Genomic DNA, 22,028 nt, shown 5'->3' on the forward strand with positions numbered 1-22,028 from the left:
CAAAATACAATCCCGTTATTACATCGTTTTATAATTATGTATATTTATAAATCAATTCTAATTCGAATACTATTCTATGAAATCAATTAAACCGGAAGATTTTAAAGTTCCTGCATCGGTAGTAATAAAAGACCTTCAAACAACATTTAACTTAAAGGAAGACAAAGACAAAATTGAAGACGAATTACAGGATGTTTGTAAAAAACTGGCCAAAATACAAAACGCCATGTATGCACATGGAAAATATGCTGTGCTTATTTGTATACAAGGTATGGATACAGCAGGAAAAGATAGTCTGATTCGTGAAGTCTTTAAAGAACTTAACGCTAGAGGGGTTGTTGTGCATAGTTTTAAAACACCAACGGAATTAGAGCTAAAACACGATTATTTATGGCGTCATTATATCTCATTACCAGCACGTGGTAAGTTTGGTGTTTTTAATAGAACACATTATGAAAACGTATTGGTAACTCGTGTGCATCCAGAATATATTTTAAATGAACACTTGCCTAATGTTTTATCATTAAACGATGTTAATGATGCATTTTGGGATAAACGCTTCGAACAAATCAATAATTTTGAAAAGACGATTTCAGAAAATGGAACGATTATTTTTAAATTTTTCTTGAATATTTCAAAAGAAGAACAAAAAGATAGGTTGTTACGCCGATTAGATAAACCAAACAAAAATTGGAAATTTTCGCCTGGTGATTTGGAAGAACGTAAACTGTGGAATCATTATCAAGACTGTTATCAGGATGCTATTTCTAGGACAGCAAAACCGCATGCGCCTTGGTATGTTATCCCTTCAGATGATAAGCCTACAGCTCGTTACATCGTCGCTAAAATTCTATTAGATACACTTAAAAAATATGATGATATCCGAGAGCCTGAATTGGATGATGATATTAAAGCCAATATAGACGACTACCGGAAGCAATTGGAAAATGAGTAATTTTAAGATTCCTTTTGGAAGTAAACCTTTAAATAAAAACTATTTTAGTTTTTTTAATGACATATATGCTAATTATGAAACATGTTTTGCCCATTTTATTTTTTCTATTAACTATTAATATAACGGCTCAAACAGATGCCGAAACGCTAAAAACCATTTACTCTACTTCCTTAACAAACGGAAAAAGTTATGAGTGGCTTGATTATTTGTCCAACCAAATTGGTGGAAGGCTATCAGGTTCTTTGAATGCCGAAAAAGCAGTCGCTTATACCAAAGAAGAGCTAGAAAAACTAGGTTTAGATAAAGTTTGGTTACAACCTGTAATGGTACCAAAATGGGTAAGAGGAACAAAAGAATATGCCTTTATAGAGTCTTCTTCTGGAATTACGACTACGGTAAATATTTGTGCGTTGGGTGGTTCTATTGCCACACCAATTGGAGGTGTTAAAGCCGCGGTTGTAGAAGTACAAGGTATTGTTGAATTAATAGCTTTAGGAAAAGACAAGGTGTCAGGAAAAATTGTGTTTTTTAATAGGCCTATGCAAGCTGATGTTATACAAACCTTTGAAGCCTATGGCGGTTGTGTAGATCAGCGCTATGCAGGGGCCATGGAAGCCGGAAAATTGGGAGCAGTTGGTGTTATTGTGCGGTCCATGAATTTACGTCTAGACGATTTACCGCATACAGGGAGCATGACCTATGGTAATTTACCAAATTCACAACGTATTCCATCTGCAGCTATTAGCACCAATGATGCTGAAAAATTGAGTAGCATGTTAGCGCTAGATAAAAATATTAAATTGTTTTTTAATCAAACTTGTCAGCAACTACAAGACGTTCAGTCGCATAACGTAATTGGTGAAATTACAGGAAGTGAATTTCCAAATGAATATATTATTGTTGGAGGCCATTTAGACTCTTGGGATTTAGGCGATGGTTCTCATGATGATGGTGCCGGTTGTGTGCAATCCATGGATGTGTTACGGTTATTAAAGGAAAGTGGTATTAAACCAAAACGCACCATTCGCGTGGTGTTGTTTATGAACGAAGAAAACGGTTTACGTGGTGCTACGAAATATGCCGAAATGGCAAAACAGAAAGGTGAAAACCATATTTTTTCATTAGAAAGTGATGCAGGTGGATTTACACCCCGTGGTTTTCAATTTGATTGTAACGATGTTATTTTTGCTAAAATAGAAAGTTGGAAGACCTTATTTAAACCCTATTTAATTCATTATTTTGAAAGGGGTGGAAGTGGAGCAGATGTAGCGCCTTTAAAAACAGATTCTAATGTTGTTGCAGGATTACGTCCAGATTCGCAACGCTATTTTGATCATCATCACGCAGCCAATGATGTTTTTGAACATGTAAATAAGCGTGAACTGGAATTAGGAGCAGCAACCATGACAAGCTTAGTATATTTAATTGATAAATATGGTATTTCGCCCATTTCTAATACGAATGAACTGAAAAATTAAGTTATGAAATCTATAATATTTTGGTCAATTATTTTTTTTAATGTTTCTATGAGTTCACAAGAGAAACTACCTTATTACGAAATCCCTAAAGCTTCAGAAACCTTTACGGCAGGAACCGTTGCCGCAAGAGCTATTGATGGATTAGGATTTCGGTTTTATTGGGCAACGGAAGGCTTGCGTGCAGATGATTTGAATTTTCGCCCAAATGATGATGCACGTTCAACTTTGGAAACCATTGATCATATCTATGACTTATCAAGAATGATTGCCAATTGCGCCTTAAAAAAAGATAATGCTAAAAAAGATACAGATAAACCTGAAGATTTTGAAGGCTTGCGAAAAGCCACACTTTTAAATTTACAATTAGCGTCAAATATTTTTAAAGAAACTAAAGATATTAGTGAGTTTAAACTAATTTTTGAAAAATATGAAGTCGAATTTTGGACACTCATTCATGGTCCAATTGAAGATGCCGTTTGGCATTGCGGACAAATTGCATTATTAAGAAGATCATCTGGAAACCCCTTTAATTCTAAAGTGAGTGTTTTTAGTGGAAGATTACAAGACTAATGGAAAAAGCACATTTACATCAAATTCATCCCGTTTTACCAGTTCAAAATCTTTTGGCTGCTTTATTTTTTTATGTACATAAACTCGGTTTTGAAATTGCCTTTGCTGACGATCCTAAAGTGCCTACTTATGCCGGATTACGACGCGGCGATATAGAAATTCACTTGCGCTTTCAGAACACAGGAAAATCTTTAAAAACGGCTGTTAAACCTAATTTGCGTATAGTAACGCAAAACATAGAAAGCTTATATATAGAGTTTGAAGCTAAAGAAATTTTAAAAGGTCAAATTCAAATAGTTAATACCGATTGGGGAACTAAAGAATTTACCATTTATGATTTAGATAAAAATGCATTGACATTTTATAGTAATTTGTAACTGTAACTATCTTATGGGGTCATATTTCTTAAATACCTAAAAGCGTCTGCTATTTCATATTTATACATAGATATCGCGCTTTAACAAGCATAAATAAACCATAGCAGGACATTCCAACGGCAATAAGAGCCAAAACAAAGGCGCCAAAATTCTGATCTATAAACTGGAAGGCATCGGTTAATTTGCTCATTTTTTCATTTCTAAACGTTAAGCCTGTTCGTATCGTTAAAAAGGACATGATGCCAAATATAATACCTCTTGCCGAATGACCTATAACTCCTAAATTGAGAAGTAATTTTTGCACTTTAGGTTTCATTTTTGAGGATTGGACATTTTTCTTGAATTGATTGGACAGTATAAAGTAAATTTCAAATAAGGCTTTCCCTCCAAAAATTAATCCAATAATAACAGCACTTATATGGCCAAATGATGAATTTAAAAGTTTAACAACGGAATCTTGCTGCGTATCATAACTAGCGCCAATTAAAAGTTGAGTAGCTATAAAGCCAAGCGATCCATAAAACAATCCTCCCGTAAAAAATCCAGCTCTTACAAATAGAGCATTTAAGTCGGTTCCTAAATTTCGAGAATCGGCAAAAGTTTGATAAAAACGCCAAAACGTATAGCTAAATAAACCAATTGCCATAGCAGCCAATAGTATTTTTGCAATAGGTTGTCCCGAAAGGAATCCAATGGCACCTTTTGTTCCCACTTCACGTCCGCCCAAATTGAAAGCCTCTAAAGCTGTTAAAACACCAACAAGAATGTAAACAAATCCAATTGCACTTAAACCAATGCGCGCAATATTTTCTTTTTTGGTTGCCATAAATACGTGTACCTTACTGTTTATAGAAATGTAAAGTACATAAAATGAATTTAGAATAGCTACCGCAACCCTAATTAAATTGAACGTAAAATGCTAGCAATAATTTAAATTTACTGGACGCTTATAATTCTACTGGCATCGATACTATTATCGGATTTAAAACCGTGTGTTTATCCTTTAATGCTTTTAGTGAAGGATCATTTAAAATCGCCCCAAATTTCTCCATATCTGTAACTTCCATAATCAATATCACCGAATTTAGATTGTTAGAATCTTGAAATGTTTTAAGGCTCGATATGGCAGGTGCAAAAGCATCAAGTCTGTCTTGATGACCTTTAATCCACCTATCAAAATTGCCTACTTTGTGTCTGGTTACAATGGTTTGTTTCATGATCTTTATTTTATTTGTTCATATTTACTTTAAAAGGTTTCCGAGGTTATTGAAGGCGGGTTGGCTTACTTGGTTTTAGTTTTACGACATCTCCGCATCAGCCAATTTTTTGGTGTCTACATACTGTTGAAATACCGTAACCTTCCCGTCTTTAAATGTCCACAAATGTGCGGCTTGCGCATTATATTTTTTACCAGTTTTTTTATTTTTAGCATCATATCTTAACGTAGCTAATACTTGATTGTTACGCATGTCATGAAGCTTAATATCCGCTAGTTTGAAATACTCGTGATCAGCTCCAAGACGTGCAAATACCCCATTTAAAATCGCATTTGGACCTATGTATGGGTTTCCGTCCGCATATTTGTTTCCTTCAGCTTCGTTCCATTCTATTTTAGGATGCATGGAACCCAAAACCGTTGGCATATCACCTGAAGCAAATGCATTATACATAGTGTCAATGATTTGGGTGTTTTCATTTGTTTTCATAATTATTGATTTTAGTTTTTAATTTTGATTTCCATTAGTATCGCTTTCAATTTTTTCACTATTCACTATTCACTATTCACTATTCACTATTCACTATTCACTATTCACTATTCACTATTCACCATTCACTATTGTGCCTTGTGAACTTCCAATTCTATCTCAATCATAAATTCTGGAATTGCCAACTCTTTAACACCAAGCCACGAACCCGTAGGAAATTGCTTTTTATAGATTTCTGTTCTGTAACCTGCAAATTCTAAAAACTTGGCCATATCAGTTGTGAATACGTTTTCCACGACTACATCATCAAATGTGCAGCCATAGTGTTTTAATATTTTATCCAGATCTGCATAACAGTTTTTCATTTGTTGTTCTAAATCGCCAATAGCAGTAGGATTTCCTTCGTCATCCATACTAACAGCACCAGAGATTTTAATAGAATTTCCAATTTTTACAGCATGCGTGTAACCATAAGCCTTTTCTACTTCTGGACGCAGTAGAAAATAGTCTGGTGTTTCATTTGCAACAACGGTTTCAGTGGATACTGGTTTTTCTACGGTTGTTTCCGTTTTGGTTTTCTCGTTACAGCTTGATATTGACATAGCAGTCACTAAAGCAATTGCCAATAGTGTAAATTTTGTTGTTCTCATATTTATTCGATTTAATGATTATGTGAATTTTATAGTTTATAAGCAATTGCAGCACTGCATGGTCCTGCCAAAGGCATTAATTCTGTGGTGGAGAAACCTGCTTTTTTTGCCCATTTGCACACCTGTCATACCATCGACGAATTTTTTGAACATTTCAGGATCTTTACTTATAAAATCGAAAATGTTCTCGCCGTTATCTTTTATTTCATGTTGAATCAATCCGGTTTTTAATCCATTATCAAGTTTTGCCAAACATTCCAGGCCTGATCATTTTGCATTTCAAGAATGCCTCCAATGTAGGATGGTTTGGCTTTGTCTAAAAAAATAGCTGTATCCACGGTATTAGAATAGATTACAGTTGCTAAGAGACCTTCACGTTATAAAAAGCTCAAACCAGTTAGGTAATCTAAAAAATCATACAGGTTTCTGTCGCTGTATTTTAATCCTAAAATATTCTTGATGGCTTTTGCAGACATAGATCCGTGTGTCGCTAATTTTGTGAATAATTGAAAATTTACGGCAGTCAATAAAACTTTTCTTGCCCAAAATCCTGTTCCCATTTGTAGGATTGCTGCTGGTGTTGGTTGTATTGTTGTGGTTTCCATTATTTTTAATTATTTAGTATTTAAAATTTTAATTCTGCTTTTGTTCAATTGGTTAATGCATTTTTAACAACTGTTTATTAAGAATTAAATCCTTGTAAAGTATCCTTTACAGATTGAAATGGCAGTCCCAGATCATGTTCAGCTTGTTGGTTTTGATAAATTATTTTTGGTAGGTTTTCAGGTGCTTGATTGTTTAGCATCAAGTTGATATCTGAAACAGGATAGGTTCCACTACTCAATAAATAGTTTTTGCCATGTAACCCAGAAATTGTGGCTGCTTTATACGCGGCAATTGCTACATCTGTTACATTAACAACTGCCATTTCCGCATTGGTATCATAGAGCATTTGGATAAACGGATTAGGAGCTAAATTATTTTTTATTAAATACTGTAAACCTGTTGAGGTGGAATCTTCTCGTTGTGACATGGATTTTCCAAAAACGGCAACTGGAGACAGACTTGTAATTTCTGCGTTGGCATTTGGATGGGTTTGTAAAAAGTTATTTACTGTTTGGTTAGCCAGAAATTTTGCCTGTGCGTAGGGATGACTTTCTTCACTAAAAAAAGGGGTGTCTTTTTCATTAAAAGTATCGGTTTCAAGCATATTGTCAGGCGGTAAAGGAAAGTTGGTGTTGTATGCCGCCACTGAAGCAATGATGACAACTTTTTTTACAGTAATAACCGTATTAATTACTTCCAGAACATTTTCGGTGCCTATAATGGTTGGGTCAAATAATTCGGTTTTGGCATCCTGAAAATCCAATTGAAAGGGCGTGCCGCCATGAATGATAATATCACAGTTTGAAACAAACTGTTTTAATTGATTTTTATCTCTTACGTCTAATTCGCTTATATGTAAGTTTTCAGCATTTTTTAAATTCATTAAATGCTGATATTTACCTTCATTGGAAATATCTGTTGTAGACGCCTTTACCTCAAAACCATTTTCTAAAAATGTTTTGGTAATATGACTTCCTATAAATCCTGAACCACCGATGATGCCTACTTTTTTCATGCCCTATTGTTTTGCAATTTGTCTATTTTGTCATTTAAAAAACGTGCCGTAATATGTACTGGGATTATATATTCCTTATCATTTTCTTTTAAACGCGCTCTCCAATCTCCCCAAAAATTCACCCAAGTTTCGCCTTCATCGGTAATTACCATTTCATATTCAACATCTTCAGGGTTGTATTTCCAGGAATGAAACATGATCGCATCTTTTTTATTCTGTGCAATTTCTTGATCTAAAGTTTTAGCAAATTCTTGAGTTGTATTACTCATAATTTTAGCTGTATCTGCATAATGTGATTTGTATGTTGCCCAATCTTGCTTTTGATATGCATCTATTACTTGTTTGAATGTGTCTATTTCTGGAGATTGCATGGTATATCGCTTTTCTGTTTTCTCGCATGCTGTACAAAGAATTATTGTAAATCCTAATAAGAATAATTTTTTCATAATATTTAATTTCAAAAAGAAACCTACTGGAAACAATCCAGCAGGTTTCGGTTTGGTTGTTATTTTTTAGCTGTATAGCTTAAATCTGGTCTCATACGTCCTGATTTTACTTCATATTTTTCTAGAAGCACATACATTTCAGCAAATAGCTTTGTGCCTTCATTTCCTAAAAGAGAATTGTTTTCGGTAGATGTTTTAGAATAGGTCTGCTCGTCTTTAGCGGAAATACTAGCTATGTAAAATGTTCCCATGGTGCCAAATCCACTTCTATAAATTCTGTAGTACTCTTTAGAACTCTTTTTTTCATAGAGTGCTTTTATTTCTTTAATTTTTTCATACAGCGCTTGCTCGTTTGCAGGGGTTACATGAAAATAATGCCATTTCCGGTAGTTTTGTTCAGGCGTATTGGTAGTTAAACCATTTGGCATATAGGATAAATCCTTCATTAAATAAAGAATATAATCGCCATGATTATCATAGCAAGTATCGAAGTTTTCAAAAACGGCTTGGAAATTTTTTTCTCCCATTTTTTCCATTAAAGGAGCCAATGGATTCTTGTCTAAATCTGCCATGTCGTCTATTGGCATGATATTTAAATACATGCCATCATCTGTGCGCGCCGTAGCCCAATCTGCATTTTTTAAATCATGCTTTTTGCAAGCGGCTATAAAATCTTTAGTTATTTGCTCATAATTTGTCTGTTTGCTGGGTTTTACTTGATCAGCATGAATCCAATACGCTTGGTTTTGAGCAGTTAAGACTACTGGAGTTAGCAGGCATATTATGGTTAGCAACGTAATTGTTTTAATAGTTTTCATAATTACTGGTTTTAATTGGTTGATTATTATTTCAGACTTAATTCGCTTTCAAGTATAAAGGTGTAACTCCATATATCTTCTACGGATTCTCTAAATTTCTTGCGAGTTTCTTTAGTTTTCTTTTCGCCATGTACGCTTTCAAAAACCTTCCAGACATTGTCCGTTTCAACGTCCATTGCCGCAAAGTCTTGAAATGGTGTCGTCACAAAATAATCGCTTGTTTCACCTCCCATTACTCGGTACCAATAGCCTCTTTTATCGCCTTCTTTAGATGCTATGGCTTTTGTAACTTCTGAAATTATTTCATTGAAAGTAAAATCATCATGTACAATAAAGTTTGTTACCCAAATAATAGTAGCATCACCAAAAGGTGCATTGCGGCTAATACCTGGTATGAATCTGGTAGTGTTAAAATCTGTACTTTCTATAAAAGGTGTGATAGATTCTAGTGCAATGGCGCTACAGGATTTTGATGCTGGATCTTCCTTACTCATTTCTGCCCAAGTTGCCATATTACCAGCAACCACATATACATTGCCTTTGCCTTGTAAACGATGCCATACATTCCATTTGTTGGTGCCGTTATTGTCTTGGTAACATTTTTTCCACTTTTTGACACCGTCTGTAAAGTTGTGGTCTTGTCCAAACTTAACCGTAAATTCGGTTATGTTCATGATAAAACTCTCTTGCTCTTGTGCATTTGTCGTACAAGGGGTTAGTAGAAGCAAAGCGGCCAATACCATAATTGTTTTAATAGTTTTCATGATTACTGTTTTTAAAAGATTAATTAATAGCGTAACACATTTCGTGTTGCTCTAAATAACTGATAATCAATGAAAATGGCAAGTGTCTTAGGATGAAGATATCCTATGTCTGTCCGAAAGTAGTATTTTATTTATCCGGACTTTAAATAGTATGTAACCTATTTAGAAGTTCTTCTTTTAAGCTCTTGCTCAATGGAATAGCTTTTTTGGAAATAACAACGTGTCTGGTTGCTATTTCATCAATATGGGAGATATTTACAATAAAGGATCTGTGAATTCGTAAGAAGAGGTTGGTGGGTAGTTTTTCGTCCAAATCTTTTAAAGTCATAACCAAGAGATATTCTTTTGTTTTGGAATAGATGCGGCAATAATTACGTTCTGCCTCAATATATAATATATTACAAATAGCGACTTTCACCATTTTATCATGGTGTCTTACAAAGATGCAGTCGCTTAATACAAAAGGAGCTAGGTCATTTATAGGGTCACTTTTTACTGCTAAATCATCCTTTTGTATGTTGTGTAAGGTGAGCTCAATGGCATGTTGTAAATCTAATTTTTTAAATGGTTTAGAAATAAAGGCATGCGGATTGGTAGTTTTAGCTTTTTCAAAATGTGCATCGTCTGTATTGGCAGTCAAATAAATAATGGGGATGTTGTAATCTTGTTGCATGATTTGCGCCATTTCAATGCCATCAATGGTACCTTTTAACTGAATGTCTAATAATAATATATCCGGATTATTTTTTTTTATGTGAATAAGCGCTTCTTCGCCTCGCGGTATAATTCCTGTGACTTCATAACCTAAATTGGTAAGTTGTAATGAAATATTTGCAGCAATAATCATTTCATCTTCAACAATTAGTATTTTTATGGGTTGTTCCATTAAGCTGCTTTTTGGTGTTTAAATTGAAATGAAACCGATGTACCGTCTTCACCATCTTCCTGCATGGTTCCGTTTAGTTGATGGGTTAACAGCTGAATCAATTGCGATCCAAAACCGGTGCCTTTTGGTGCAAGGCCTAATACTTTTCCAATGCCATTATCGGTGACTTTTAAATGCAGTATATCATTTGTTTTTTGTTCCAACTGAATGGATATTTTTCCAGTTTCGGTATTCGGAAACGCATATTTTATAGCATTGGTTAATAGCTCATTCACAATTAATCCAATAGGAACGGCTGTGTCCACATCCAATTCCATTTGCTCCATGGCACATTCTATTTTAACTTTATTTTCGGCGTTGAATGAATCTAAAATACCTTCGCTTAAATTCAAGAAATAGTCTTTCATTTCAATAGAACCTAAATTGGTGCCTTGATAGAGTTTCTGATGAATAATTCCCATGGATTGCACCCGATTTTGACTGGCAATCATAGCGTCTTTTGTGGCAGAATCTTCCATTTGAGCCGATTGTAAAGCAATCAGGCTTTTTACCATTTCTAGGTTGTTTTTTACCCGATGATGAATTTCCTTTAAAAGTAATTCATTCTGTTTGTTTTTGGTATCCAATTCGGCATTTAAGACCTGTAAAGCTTGCCGTTTTTTCCGGATATTTTTAAAACTTAAAATCATACCCAATAAACTGAATATTAGAATGGCTCCAATAGTTATATAAAGAATTTGTGTTCGTTCTTGTTGCGCAATTTGCATGTTTTGGGCATTAATGGTTTGGTCTTTTTTCTCCGTTTCAAATCGGGTCATTAATTCAGACATGGTTTTATCACTCGCCATCTTGGCGGTACTATCACGCATAACGAGTGCCTTTTTTTGGAATTCTAATGCCAGCGGATAATTTTTCAACTTTTCATAAATGGAACTTAAATGGTGATAGCCTTCTGTTAGGTTGGATGCATCGCCTTCAGATTCTTGGGTGGCTACTGTTTGTAATTGATATTTTAAAGCATCCTCATAATGGCCTAATAGTAAATTTATCTCGCCAAGATTTGCTCTTATCACATAAATAGCATTTCCGTAATTAACGGATTCTGCTTTGGTTAATGCCTGCTCATAAGCTGTTTTTGCTTCGGTATAATTTCCCATACGTTTTAAGGCATTGGCACGATTGTTTGAGAAGTTTAAAACGTCATAAATTGAAAAATCGAGGGATTTGGCCAAAGTAAGCGCTTCATTATAAAAGTCAAATGAAGCTTCGCTATTTCCCATAGCTATTTGGGTATCTCCAGCTGCCGTGTAGGCATATGCCAGTTCCACTTCCAAATTGTTTTCTTTACACAAGGCAATTGTTTTTAGTGCGTACTCGTAAGCTTCTTCATGTCTGCCCTGTTTGGTTAAATCTTCTGAAATCCGGTTATAAGCACCAGCAATGCCCAATTTATCATCTATAGACTCCATGAGCTTTAAAGCTTCCAGATCAACCTTTAAAGCATCTTCAATATTGCCTTGTCGCTTATGAACCCAACCCATTTTAAAATAGGTAGTAGCTTGGCCTTTTTTATCATCAATATCGGTATAACCTTTTAAAGCTTTATCAAAATTAATGGATGCGGAATCTAACTCTAATAGATTTGCATGCATGCGACCTTGCATTTCATAAAATTTTGGCTGCCAATTTTTATTATTAAATTCTTCTGATAATTGAACACCTTTTCTAGCATAAGTTTTAGCAAGGTTTAAATCTGATTGGAAAGCAATAGCAACAATATTGTTGAGTATTTCTAACTTTTTTTCTTGATTTTTTTCAAGACTAAGTACCGCAGTTAGACTATCTATAGTTTTATTCGAATTGTTTTGGGCAGAAATATTTTGTCCGTAGCAAAGCATAACTACTAGAAAGAGTGTAGTAATGAATGGTGGTTTTTGAATCATTAGTCTTTTTTTATGCTATTATTAAAGACTTGAAGGTTTATAAATGTAGTAAAAAATAAGTTTACTCGGATATTAATGCTTTTCTATTCCTAAAAAAAAAGAAATTTACCTATGTTTTTGGTAGATGAGCTATAAATTTCTTTTTCGTTCCTATTATAAAACGTGTTTTTGTACATTTAACCCGCTATTAATTAATAAATTATAAAATGAAAAAAACATTACTTTTATTATCAACAATCGTAACTTCTATTGGTTTCGCACAATCACCAATTAATGATTTCTTTAGTATTCCGATGTCTTCGTATGCTATTGTGGAATCAACTCCTGCTTTAGATCAAAGTGCTTCCGGTGCTGGATTAACGTGGAATTTTACAAATTTAACTGCGGTAGGCACCAATACAGACACCTATGCTGCACCGGATGCTGGACAATTATCATTATTTCCAGGAACAACAGAGGTTTTAACCATTACTACATTAGGTTCTCTAGAGGTAAACAATATTTTAGCTAAAGAAGAAATGTCAGGAGTCTTTTCCTTTACAGGTGTTACAGCAGCCGGAATAGAATTAAATTATAATTTAAACAATGCGCTGTTAGGTACATTCCCTTTGGCTTATACGGACACCACTTCAGATCCTGTAGCTGGTAGCTTTTCAAGTGATGCTGCCTCAGGAGATTTCACAGGAACTATTACCACTTCGGTTGATGCGTACGGAACCTTAAATATGAATGATGTGGGAGAAGGTGCTTATAGTGGTAACGTTACTAGACTTAAAGTTGTTCAGGATTTAACGTTAACCGTTGTTATTTTTAATGGATCTGTTACTCAAACCTCTTATTACTATTATGATAATAGTAATGGAAATCTTGTTTTTAGATCTAACACAGCAGAAATAGTGTTTGCCTTTGCAGGTATTAATGAAACAATTACCCTTATGGAGAGCTTCTTAACAAACCCTTTAACTACTCCAAGTAATAATTGGGTTGAAAAGGAGTTTCAAGTAATTCCAAACCCGGTGAATGATGTTTTAAACATTTCTTATAATGCACCAAATACCATTCAATCTATTCGTGTTTCGGATCTAAATGGACGCCTTGTTTTAAGTGCTGTTGGATCTTCAAAAACAACGGATGTTTCTAGTTTACAAAGTGGACTTTATATTGTAGCTGTTCAAACCGAAGGTGGACTTATGTTGAAGAAGTTCCTTAAGAAATAAATTTTTAATCAATCTGAAAACAACTTTTAAAAATTATTGGTTAAAAGCGTTAGGTTGATTACTTTTGTGCAACTAAAAATTTAATGATTTTCTCTTGGTGAGAAAACTACAAACGAATTTATAAGATGAATTTACACGAATATCAAGGAAAAGAAATGTTAAGTAGTTTTGGTGTACGTATCCAGCGTGGTATAGTTGCTCAAAATGCTGAAGAAGCAGTTGCAGCTGCCAAAAAACTAACAGAAGATACTGGTACTGGCTGGCACGTAATTAAAGCCCAAGTTCATGCTGGTGGACGTGGTAAAGGTGGAGGTGTTAAACTTGCAAAAAACCTTGATGAGGTTAAACAAATTGCAGGTGAAATCATCGGTATGGATTTAGTAACGCCGCAAACTTCAGCTGAAGGAAAGCGCGTTCATCAAGTATTAGTAGCAGAAGATGTTTATTATCCTGGTGATAATGAACCTGAAGAATATTATATGTCTGTTTTATTAAATCGTGCTACAGGTCGTAATATGATTATGTATTCTACGGAAGGTGGAATGGATATTGAAACAGTTGCTGAAGAAACGCCACATTTAATTTTTACAGAAGAGATTGATCCTTCTGTTGGAATTATGCCTTTTCAAGCACGTAAAATTGCTTTCAATTTAGGTCTGTCTGGTTTGGCATTTAAAGAAATGACTAAATTTGTTACAGCTTTATATACAGCTTATGATAAGTCTGATTCTTCATTGTTTGAAATTAACCCAGTGTTAAAAACAAGTGATGACAAAATTATGGCTGTTGATGCAAAAGTAACCATGGATGAAAATGCATTATACCGCCATAAAGATTATGCTGCTTTACGTGATTTACGTGAAGAAAATGCTATTGAAGTAGAAGCTAAAGAAGCTGGACTAAACTATGTAGATCTTGACGGAAACGTTGGATGTATGGTAAATGGTGCAGGTCTTGCTATGGCAACTATGGATTTAATTAAGCAAGCAGGTGGTGAGCCGGCTAACTTTTTAGATGTTGGTGGTACAGCGGATGCAACCCGTGTAGAAATGGCTTTCGAGTTAATTTTAAGAGATCCAAACGTAAAAGCAATCTTGATTAACATCTTTGGTGGTATTGTACGTTGTGATCGTGTTGCTCAAGGTGTTATTGATGCCTACAAAAACATGGGTAATATTGAAGTGCCAATTATTGTGCGTCTTCAAGGTACCAATGCTGATATTGCAAAAGAGTTGATTGATAATTCAGGGTTAGCCGTTATGAGTGCTACAGAATTTCAAGAAGCTGCAGATAAAGTACACGAAGTGTTATCCAAATAATATAGATGATTTTCTAATCATAAAAAAAGCTCTCAAATAATTTTGAGAGCTTTTTTAGTTTATAGATGTAAACCACATTCGGTTTTCGGGTTGTTATTCCATCGGCCATTTCGGTCCTCGCCCGGAACTGTGCAATGTTTGCACCCAATAGAATTATAGCCTTTTGCTACTAACGGATGAAATGGTAGTTGGTTTTCTTTAATATAGGCATCTCGAGCTTCTTTGGATATGTCTAACAAAGGATAGAACTTTAAAATACTTCCACGTTGTTCAAAAATATCTAAACTCGCACGATGATCACTTTGCCATTCCATTAACCCAGAAACCCAAATATTAAAATGCTTTTTAATAGACTCTAATGGTTGTACCTTATTAATAGAACAACAAAAGTCAGGATTCTTTTTCCACGTTTCATCTTGCGTGGTAAAAGCATGTTCCTCCTTTAAAGCGCTAATAGATGTTACGTTTAGTTCATATAAATCTGTTAGTTTTTTCTTGTATTTTATGGTATCCTCAAAGTGATAACCTGTATCAATGAAAAACACATGTTGCTCTTTATTAACATCAGAAACTAATTTTAGAAGAAATGCAGACGTAGCCGCAAAAGAACTGGTTAGCATAATTTCTTCTACATTAAAGTCCGTGTATAAGGTTTCAATCCTTTGGCAAGGGGTTAAAAGCTTATATTTTTTATTGAGGCGTGCAATATCTTTCTCCGATAACTGTAAATTGGGAAGCGTAGTAGGTGGTTGAAACATGTAATTAAGATAAATTAGTCTTATATAGCAATATTAAGACGAACTTATCAGAGCACAAAGAAAAAACCTACTTTTTTTTCTATTTTTTTTATCGGATTTCTTTTTGGTGCTGTAGCTTTTACTTTTCCTTCCAATTTAGGTTTTTTATCAGGTTTTGGGCCACGTAAATGAATAACCAATCCATTTAGGAAATTTCGAAGAATTTGATCACCGCATTCCATATATTTTGGATGGTCTTCTTTTCTGAAAAATGCACCGAGTTCACTTTTAGTAATTCTAAAATCAACGAGTTCTAGAATCTTTACAATTTCGTCATCACGTAGTTGTAGGGCTACACGTAATTTTTTAAAAATATCATTATTTGTCATGTTGTCTTTTTGTGTACTCATATAAGTCTGTTTCTAGTGTCAATTTATAAAAAATCGACGAAATGCATTTTTTATATAATATTTTGATTTTCAGTTGATTAATTCATTAATTTTGAGTAAATGTAAGAAAATAACGATAAAATGCATCCAAATTTTCGACAAGTTACAATTTATCATGGATTATCAAATAATCATTGTGCGTATCTTTATACTGAAATAATTAATCCATTCCTCATGCTAATTAACAGGGTTGAAAAGCTAAGTCTCCTATCTGAAATGATTTCATTTGCTAAAAATGAAAGCGACCTAAAACCTATAGAATATAATTTTCTTTTGGCAATTGCTAGACAACTTGATATATCAAGAGAGGATTTTGATTATTTAATTGAAAATCCTATTAATTATATTCACTTAAAATCGCATAGCGAACGGATTGTTCAATTTCATCGGTTGGTGTTACTCATGAATATTGATGAAGAAAGTTCAACTAAAGATAAAATTAAGCTTCACAACTACGGTTTGCGCATGGGTTTGAGCCATGAATCTATTAATAAAGTACTATATCTTATGGAAAGTTTTCCCAATAAGGTAGTACCACCAGATGTGCTTATTGATATTTTTAAGGTGCAGTATAACTAAGGGTTTTGCACTTTAAAACCCAAAAAGTTAGCAAGGTGCGTGTTTTTATTCCTATCAAAAGCCTCTTATAACTTTTTGTTTTTAATAAAGTCTACAAACCTGTCAGTTCGAGTGTCCCGACGTCCGGAGGGGTGTATCGAAGACACCACAAACCACGTTATACCTTCAAATTCTCCAATTTATCCTGATAACTCTTTATCAAATCTCTAAATTGAGCCGCTTCCATAAAGTCTAATGCCTTGGCAGCTTGTTCCATCATTTTGCGGTTTTCACGAATTTTCTTTTCTAATTCTCCCTTGGTTAAATATTGGCTTTCAGGTTCTGCGGCTTTGGCGGCTTCCAATTCATAACTATAGGTGCTCACCGAGTTTTTAGTTAAGGCATTATCCAAACTTTTATTCAATGCTGTTGGTACTAATTTATGTTTGGTGTTGTAGGCTATTTGTTTTTCGCGTCTATATTCTGTTTCATCAATCGTTTTTTGCATGCTTTTGGTTATTCTATCGGCATACATTATGGCTTTTCCGTTGAGGTTTCGGGCTGCACGACCAACCGTTTGCGTTAATGAACGAGCCGAGCGTAAAAACCCTTCTTTATCGGCATCTAAAATGGCAACTAAAGATACTTCGGGTAAATCCAATCCTTCACGCAGTAAATTGACGCCAACCAAAACATCAAACAAGCCTTTTCGTAAATCTTGCATAATTTCCACACGTTCCAAGGTATCCACATCACTATGGATGTAGCGACACCGAATTTGAATCCGATCGAGATATTTGGTCAATTCTTCAGCCATTCGCTTAGTTAATGTGGTGACTAAAGTCCGTTCATCTTTTTCAACGCGCAACTGAATTTCTTCTATTAAATCATCAATCTGATTTAAACTTGGTCGTACTTCAATGACGGGATCTAATAAGCCTGTTGGCCGAATAATCTGCTCGACAAAAACACCATCAGATTTTTCCAATTCATAATCTGCAGGTGTGGCGCTCACATAAATAACCTGATTTTGAAGCGCCTCAAATTCTTCAAATTTCAATGGTCGGTTATCCATAGCAGCCGGTAAACGGAAGCCATATTCTACTAAATTTTCTTTTCTACTTCTATCGCCGCCATACATGGCATGGACTTGCGAAATGGTGACGTGGCTTTCATCCACGACCATTAAATAATCGTCTGGAAAATAATCCAATAAACAGAAGGGTCTTGTGCCTGGTTGTCTCCCATCTAAATACCGTGAATAATTTTCTATACCTGAGCAGTAACCCAATTCACGAATCATCTCCAAGTCGAATTCTGTGCGTTCCTTTAAACGTTTAGCTTCAAGATGTTTGCCAATTTCTTTAAAATAATCGTATTGTTTTACCAAATCGTCCTGAATGCTTTTTATGGCACCTTGCAACACATCTGGCGAGGTTACAAACATATTGGCCGGATAAATATTCAGGCGGTCGTATTTTTCTAAAACTTCATTGGTTTGAACGTTGAAGGCTTCAATCTCTTCAATTTCATCTCCAAAAAAGTGAATTCTAAAGGCATGATCGTCATAACTCGGAAACACATCAACTGTATCACCTTTTATTCTAAAATTACCATGATTAAATTCGCCTTCTGTTCTAGAATATAAACTTTGTACCAAACGATGTAACAATTTGGTACGAGAAATAACCTGATCACGTTCAATAGAAATGACATTCTTTTGAAATTCTACAGGATTTCCAATACCATATAAACAGGAAACGGACGCTATAACAATCACATCACGACGTCCTGAAAGTAGGGAAGAGGTGGTGCTTAAGCGCATTTTTTCAATTTCTTCGTTTATAGATAAATCCTTTTCTATATAAACACCTGAAACAGGGATGTAGGCTTCTGGTTGGTAATAATCATAGTAAGACACGAAATATTCTACAGCATTTTCAGGGAAAAATTGCTTGAATTCCGAGTACAATTGTGCAGCAAGCGTTTTGTTGTGGGCCAAAACCAAGGTTGGTTTTTGAACATCTTCAATAACATTGGCAACGGTAAATGTTTTTCCCGAACCTGTAACTCCTAAAAGGGTTTGGTGTTTTTCTTGTGAATCAATACCTGCAACCAACTTTTTAATGGCTTGAGGTTGATCACCTGTTGGTTTAAATTCGGATTTTATTTTGAATTTCATACGTTTCTTTATATTGATTTTCGAGGGTCATTCCGATATGTATCGGAAGTAGTCACAACTAATAACACTCTAAAAATTAATTTTAGTCATGCTCGTATCAAAGTACAAAAATACGTAAATTCTAGCGTTTAAGTGTAAAGTGACCGTTCAGTTGTTCGCCTGTTCGTAAGGTTATCACATACCAATAATCGTTGCTTTCCTTTGGGTAGCCTCTGTATAAACCATCCCAACTTTTAGATTGCAATGGAATCTGTTTTAAAAGTTTGCCATATCTGTCATAAACATAAATCTCTTTAATGGTGTTTTGCGTGTCCGTTATTTGCCAAACATCATTTTCGCCATCATTATTTGGTGTGAAAAATAATGGAATGTGAATAGATACTGCTGTTTCTATTTCAAATTGAATTGATTTTAGAACGCAGCCATTTATATCTTGAACGTATAATGTATGTGTTCCATTTGAAAGTCCTGAAAATAGAGGACTAGACTGGAAACTACCATTATCTATAGCGTATTCGTAAGAAATGCTGGTGTTGGTCATAACCACGTTTACCGTATTCTCATGTATTTGAAGGTTATTTTCTGTGAGTACGAAATCCATTGATGGAAAAATGGTAATTGTAAAACTACTTTCATTAGAACAAGTATTTGGCGCTGCACCAGATTCGTTATAGATAAATATAGTTTGTGTTGCGGAAATGGTTTCGCCTGCAAATAATGGCGTTCCTGTACCATTAGTTTCTGTGAAATAATTTCCGTTAACTAACGTTGGCAAGGTATAATCTGTACACACATCTTGATCAGCTAATGTGTCAACAAGAGGAGCTCCAGAAATGGTAACCGTAAAACTGCTTTCATTTGAGCAGGTGTTTGGAGCCGTACCAATTTCATTATAAACATATATAGTTTGCGTAGTTGAAATAGTTTCACCTGCATTTAGCATGGTTCCAGTTCCATTAGTTCCTGTGTAATAATTACCATTTGATAAGGTTGGTAAAATATATTCTGTACAATCTGTTTGGTTCGTTAGTAAATCAACAGGAGGTGTACCGACAATGGTTACTATAAAACTACTTTCATTCGTGCAAATATTGGGTGCTGTTCCAGATTCATTATAAATATAAATAGTCTGGGTTGTAGAAATAACTTGAGTAGAATTTAGCATGGTTCCTGTGCCATTTGTTCCTGTGAAATAATTGCCGTTCACTAAAGTTGGCAGTACGTAATCTGTACACACATTTTGATCTGCAATTGTATCCACCAATGGAGCACCAGAAATAGTAACGGTGAAACTGCTTTCATTAGAACAGGTGTTTGGAGCTGTGCCAATTTCATTATAAATATAAATGGTTTGCGTGGTTGAAATAGTTTCGCCTACATTTAGCATGGTTCCGGTGCCGTTAGTCCCTGTATAATAAGTGCCATGGGTTAAAGTTGGCAAGGTGTAACCTGAACAACCTGTATAATCTGAAATTGTGTCCACGGTTGGGGTTCCAGAAATGGTTATGGTAAAACTGCTCTCGTTAGAACAGGTGTTTGGAGCTGTACCAATTTCATTATATATAAATATGGTTTGCGTTGTTGAAATTGTTTCACCTGCATTTAGCATGATTCCGGTTCCGTTAGTCCCTGTATAATACATGCCATTGGTTAAAGTTGGCAACGTAAAATCCGTACAAACCGTTTGGTCAGACAAATTATCAACAGGAGGATTACTTGTTATGGTTACCGTAAAACTGCCTTCATTGGAACAGATATTGGGAGCAGTACCAGCTTCGGCATAAATATAAATTGTTTGTGTTGTTAATATGGATTCGCCAGAGTTCAATAAGGTTCCCATTCCGTTGGGTGACGTGTAATAATTACCATTTGTTAAGGTTGGTAAAATATATTCGGTACACGCGGTTTGGTTCGTTGCTATATCTACAGGAGGCGAACCAACAATGGTAACAAGAAAACTACTTTCATTAGAACATATGTTAGGCGCAGTACCAGACTCATTATAAATATAAATAGTTTGCGATATTGTAATTGTTTGACCGGCTATTAAGGTAGTTCCAGTACCATTACTTCCTGTAAAATAACTACCGTTTGTTAACGTGGGCAATACATAGCTATCACAAACTGTTTGATTTGAAATGGTATCTACTGCAGGATTAGAAACAAATAAATGAGCAGCATCTGTAACAAGATTACAAGTTGCAGATGTCATTTCGCAATAATATTGGTTGTTATTAAAACTAATAGGCACGTTGTTTAGGCTTAATGTATTGGTGGTTGCACCAGAGTAAGTGGCATTATTAACAACATTTACCCAAGCACCAGAGCTATTTAAAACTTTCCATTGATATGTGTAAGTTCCTGTAGCTACAGACACCGTAAATGATGCATTTTCATTTTCGCAAATGGTTTGCCAATCTGGCTGTGTAATAACGGGAATCGTAGTTGTCGTAATAGGATCAGCTGTATGAGAACCTAGATTAGTACAGGTTTCATTAAGATCTGTAACCCAATCTGAAGGAACAAAGGTGTTATTTGGAACCACAGCATCTGCATTTCTAACAATACTGTAACCACGTTCGTTTGGTGCCTCAACTACATCTATTACCGTACCATTTTTTAATAGTTTAAATTCATCGTTATCATTTATTCCTGTGCCAACAGTAAAATCGGCAACTAAAGTTGGACAATCGGAACCACTTCCTAATAAAATAATATATGTATCTAAAGGTGCTATCGTACCTAGCATGGCGTAGGTATGACTTGGTGTTGGATCTCCAATATCACCATACCGATCAATAACATACACACCATCTAAAACAATAGGCGTGCTTGTTGGGTTATAAAGTTCTATTACGGCGTAGCTTCCGGAAAAAGCATCATAAATTTCTGATATATAAATATCGCCTGTATCTGCACAATTTGGTTGAATAAACGCAAAATCGGTTGTCGAGTTTCCTACGCATCCACCCGAACTCGTAATGGAAATTGTAGCACTAGTATTTAATGCCGATGCGGCAAATACTGTTATTTGGTTATCATTAATTATAGTGAAAGCAGCAGTTACGCCATTAAAGGATACATCTACTGCATTGTTGAAATTACTACCATTAATAGTTATTAAGGTGTTTTCTGGGCCACTAGTTGGCGAGAAATCTGAAATTACCGGTGCAGGACACGGATTATTATAGCGGCTTTCAGTGTTTGAATAATTTACGTTTATTAATGCAAAACTACATTTGCTAATAAATAGTAAACAGAGAAAAAAAGGGAAAAGTTTCGGTTGTTTCATGGGAAAAAATAATAGCAACCAAAAGTAAGAAATTTTTACATATTGAAAGATTAAATGTAT

22 protein-coding genes are annotated in these 22,028 nt (G+C 34.9%); 7 read left to right on the forward strand and 15 right to left on the reverse strand.

Annotation, left to right across the window (positions count from 1 at the left end):
• Positions 1–76: 76 nt before the first annotated feature.
• From GMA17_RS01740 to GMA17_RS01755, 4 genes are all read left to right on the forward strand, one after another.
• Positions 77–955 carry a PPK2 family polyphosphate kinase gene (locus tag GMA17_RS01740; RefSeq protein ID WP_248398448.1) on the forward strand — a complete coding sequence of 293 codons (879 nt, stop codon included), beginning with the start codon at positions 77–79 and terminating at the stop codon, positions 953–955.
• Positions 956–1,029: 74 nt separating this feature from the next.
• Positions 1,030–2,433 (forward strand): M20/M25/M40 family metallo-hydrolase, encoded by a 1,404-nt coding sequence (locus GMA17_RS01745; RefSeq protein WP_248398451.1) that lies wholly within the window; start codon positions 1,030–1,032, stop codon positions 2,431–2,433.
• 3 nt (positions 2,434–2,436) lie between these two features.
• Entirely contained in the window at positions 2,437–3,003 is a 567-nt protein-coding gene (locus tag GMA17_RS01750; RefSeq protein ID WP_248398454.1) for a hypothetical protein, read from the forward strand.
• Positions 3,003–3,380, forward strand: a complete 378-nt coding sequence (locus GMA17_RS01755; protein ID WP_248398457.1) for a glyoxalase/bleomycin resistance/extradiol dioxygenase family protein — start codon at positions 3,003–3,005, stop codon at positions 3,378–3,380. The genes GMA17_RS01750 and GMA17_RS01755 overlap by 1 nt, the downstream gene beginning before the upstream one ends.
• Before the next feature lie 49 nt (positions 3,381–3,429).
• Here the strand turns inward: GMA17_RS01755 and GMA17_RS01760 are convergent, their stop codons facing one another.
• From GMA17_RS01760 to GMA17_RS01810, 11 genes are all read right to left on the reverse strand, one after another.
• A complete protein-coding gene (locus GMA17_RS01760) occupies positions 3,430–4,206 on the reverse strand; it encodes a DUF1206 domain-containing protein (protein WP_248398460.1) in 777 nt (258 codons plus the stop codon).
• 121 nt (positions 4,207–4,327) lie between these two features.
• Positions 4,328–4,597 (reverse strand): hypothetical protein, encoded by a 270-nt coding sequence (locus tag GMA17_RS01765; protein WP_248398463.1) that lies wholly within the window; start codon positions 4,595–4,597, stop codon positions 4,328–4,330.
• An 81-nt stretch (positions 4,598–4,678) separates the two neighbouring features.
• Entirely contained in the window at positions 4,679–5,086 is a 408-nt protein-coding gene (locus GMA17_RS01770; RefSeq protein WP_248398466.1) for a nuclear transport factor 2 family protein, read from the reverse strand.
• 128 nt (positions 5,087–5,214) lie between these two features.
• Complete coding sequence (locus GMA17_RS01775; RefSeq protein WP_248398469.1) at positions 5,215–5,736, reverse strand: RidA family protein; 522 nt, start codon at positions 5,734–5,736, stop codon at positions 5,215–5,217.
• 377 nt (positions 5,737–6,113) lie between these two features.
• The gene (locus GMA17_RS01780) at positions 6,114–6,341 is read right to left on the reverse strand and encodes a methyltransferase dimerization domain-containing protein (RefSeq protein WP_248398472.1); all 228 of its coding nucleotides are present in this window, start codon (positions 6,339–6,341) and stop codon (positions 6,114–6,116) included.
• 77 nt (positions 6,342–6,418) lie between these two features.
• Complete coding sequence (locus GMA17_RS01785) at positions 6,419–7,357, reverse strand: NAD-dependent epimerase/dehydratase family protein (protein ID WP_248398475.1); 939 nt, start codon at positions 7,355–7,357, stop codon at positions 6,419–6,421.
• The gene (locus GMA17_RS01790) at positions 7,354–7,803 is read right to left on the reverse strand and encodes a nuclear transport factor 2 family protein (protein ID WP_248398478.1); all 450 of its coding nucleotides are present in this window, start codon (positions 7,801–7,803) and stop codon (positions 7,354–7,356) included. The genes GMA17_RS01785 and GMA17_RS01790 overlap by 4 nt, the downstream gene beginning before the upstream one ends.
• Before the next feature lie 59 nt (positions 7,804–7,862).
• The gene (locus GMA17_RS01795; RefSeq protein ID WP_248398480.1) at positions 7,863–8,621 is read right to left on the reverse strand and encodes a hypothetical protein; all 759 of its coding nucleotides are present in this window, start codon (positions 8,619–8,621) and stop codon (positions 7,863–7,865) included.
• Between the two features lie 26 nt (positions 8,622–8,647).
• Positions 8,648–9,385, reverse strand: coding sequence for a hypothetical protein (locus tag GMA17_RS01800; protein WP_248398482.1), 738 nt, complete (start codon positions 9,383–9,385; stop codon positions 8,648–8,650).
• 142 nt (positions 9,386–9,527) lie between these two features.
• Positions 9,528–10,271, reverse strand: a complete 744-nt coding sequence (locus tag GMA17_RS01805; protein WP_248398484.1) for a LytTR family DNA-binding domain-containing protein — start codon at positions 10,269–10,271, stop codon at positions 9,528–9,530.
• The gene (locus GMA17_RS01810; RefSeq protein WP_248398487.1) at positions 10,271–12,214 is read right to left on the reverse strand and encodes a tetratricopeptide repeat protein; all 1,944 of its coding nucleotides are present in this window, start codon (positions 12,212–12,214) and stop codon (positions 10,271–10,273) included. The genes GMA17_RS01805 and GMA17_RS01810 overlap by 1 nt, the downstream gene beginning before the upstream one ends.
• Positions 12,215–12,420: 206 nt before the next feature.
• On the opposite strand from GMA17_RS01810, the gene GMA17_RS01815 reads away from it, so the two are divergent.
• A complete protein-coding gene (locus GMA17_RS01815; protein WP_248398490.1) occupies positions 12,421–13,431 on the forward strand; it encodes a T9SS type A sorting domain-containing protein in 1,011 nt (336 codons plus the stop codon).
• Between the two features lie 125 nt (positions 13,432–13,556).
• On the forward strand, positions 13,557–14,750 hold the full coding sequence (gene sucC, locus GMA17_RS01820; RefSeq protein WP_248398493.1) for an ADP-forming succinate--CoA ligase subunit beta: 1,194 nt from the start codon (positions 13,557–13,559) through the stop codon (positions 14,748–14,750).
• Between the two features lie 59 nt (positions 14,751–14,809).
• Here the strand turns inward: sucC and GMA17_RS01825 are convergent, their stop codons facing one another.
• A complete protein-coding gene (locus GMA17_RS01825; RefSeq protein ID WP_248398496.1) occupies positions 14,810–15,508 on the reverse strand; it encodes a phosphoadenylyl-sulfate reductase in 699 nt (232 codons plus the stop codon).
• A gap of 47 nt (positions 15,509–15,555) precedes the next feature.
• Entirely contained in the window at positions 15,556–15,876 is a 321-nt protein-coding gene (locus GMA17_RS01830; RefSeq protein ID WP_371922426.1) for a DUF1456 family protein, read from the reverse strand.
• A gap of 234 nt (positions 15,877–16,110) precedes the next feature.
• Between GMA17_RS01830 and GMA17_RS01835 the strand changes: the two genes are divergently transcribed.
• On the forward strand, positions 16,111–16,515 hold the full coding sequence (locus GMA17_RS01835) for a TerB family tellurite resistance protein (RefSeq protein ID WP_248400600.1): 405 nt from the start codon (positions 16,111–16,113) through the stop codon (positions 16,513–16,515).
• Between the two features lie 157 nt (positions 16,516–16,672).
• Here GMA17_RS01835 and uvrB read toward each other — a convergent pair whose 3' ends face one another.
• Both uvrB and GMA17_RS01845 read right to left on the reverse strand, forming a co-directional pair.
• Positions 16,673–18,676, reverse strand: coding sequence for an excinuclease ABC subunit UvrB (uvrB, locus tag GMA17_RS01840; protein ID WP_248398501.1), 2,004 nt, complete (start codon positions 18,674–18,676; stop codon positions 16,673–16,675).
• Positions 18,677–18,797: 121 nt separating this feature from the next.
• A complete protein-coding gene (locus GMA17_RS01845; RefSeq protein WP_248398504.1) occupies positions 18,798–21,968 on the reverse strand; it encodes a T9SS type B sorting domain-containing protein in 3,171 nt (1,056 codons plus the stop codon).
• Between the last annotated feature and the right edge of the window lie 60 nt (positions 21,969–22,028).

The organism is Bizionia sp. M204 (assembly GCF_023205095.1).
Classification (GTDB): domain Bacteria; phylum Bacteroidota; class Bacteroidia; order Flavobacteriales; family Flavobacteriaceae; genus Algorimicrobium; species Algorimicrobium hallyeonense.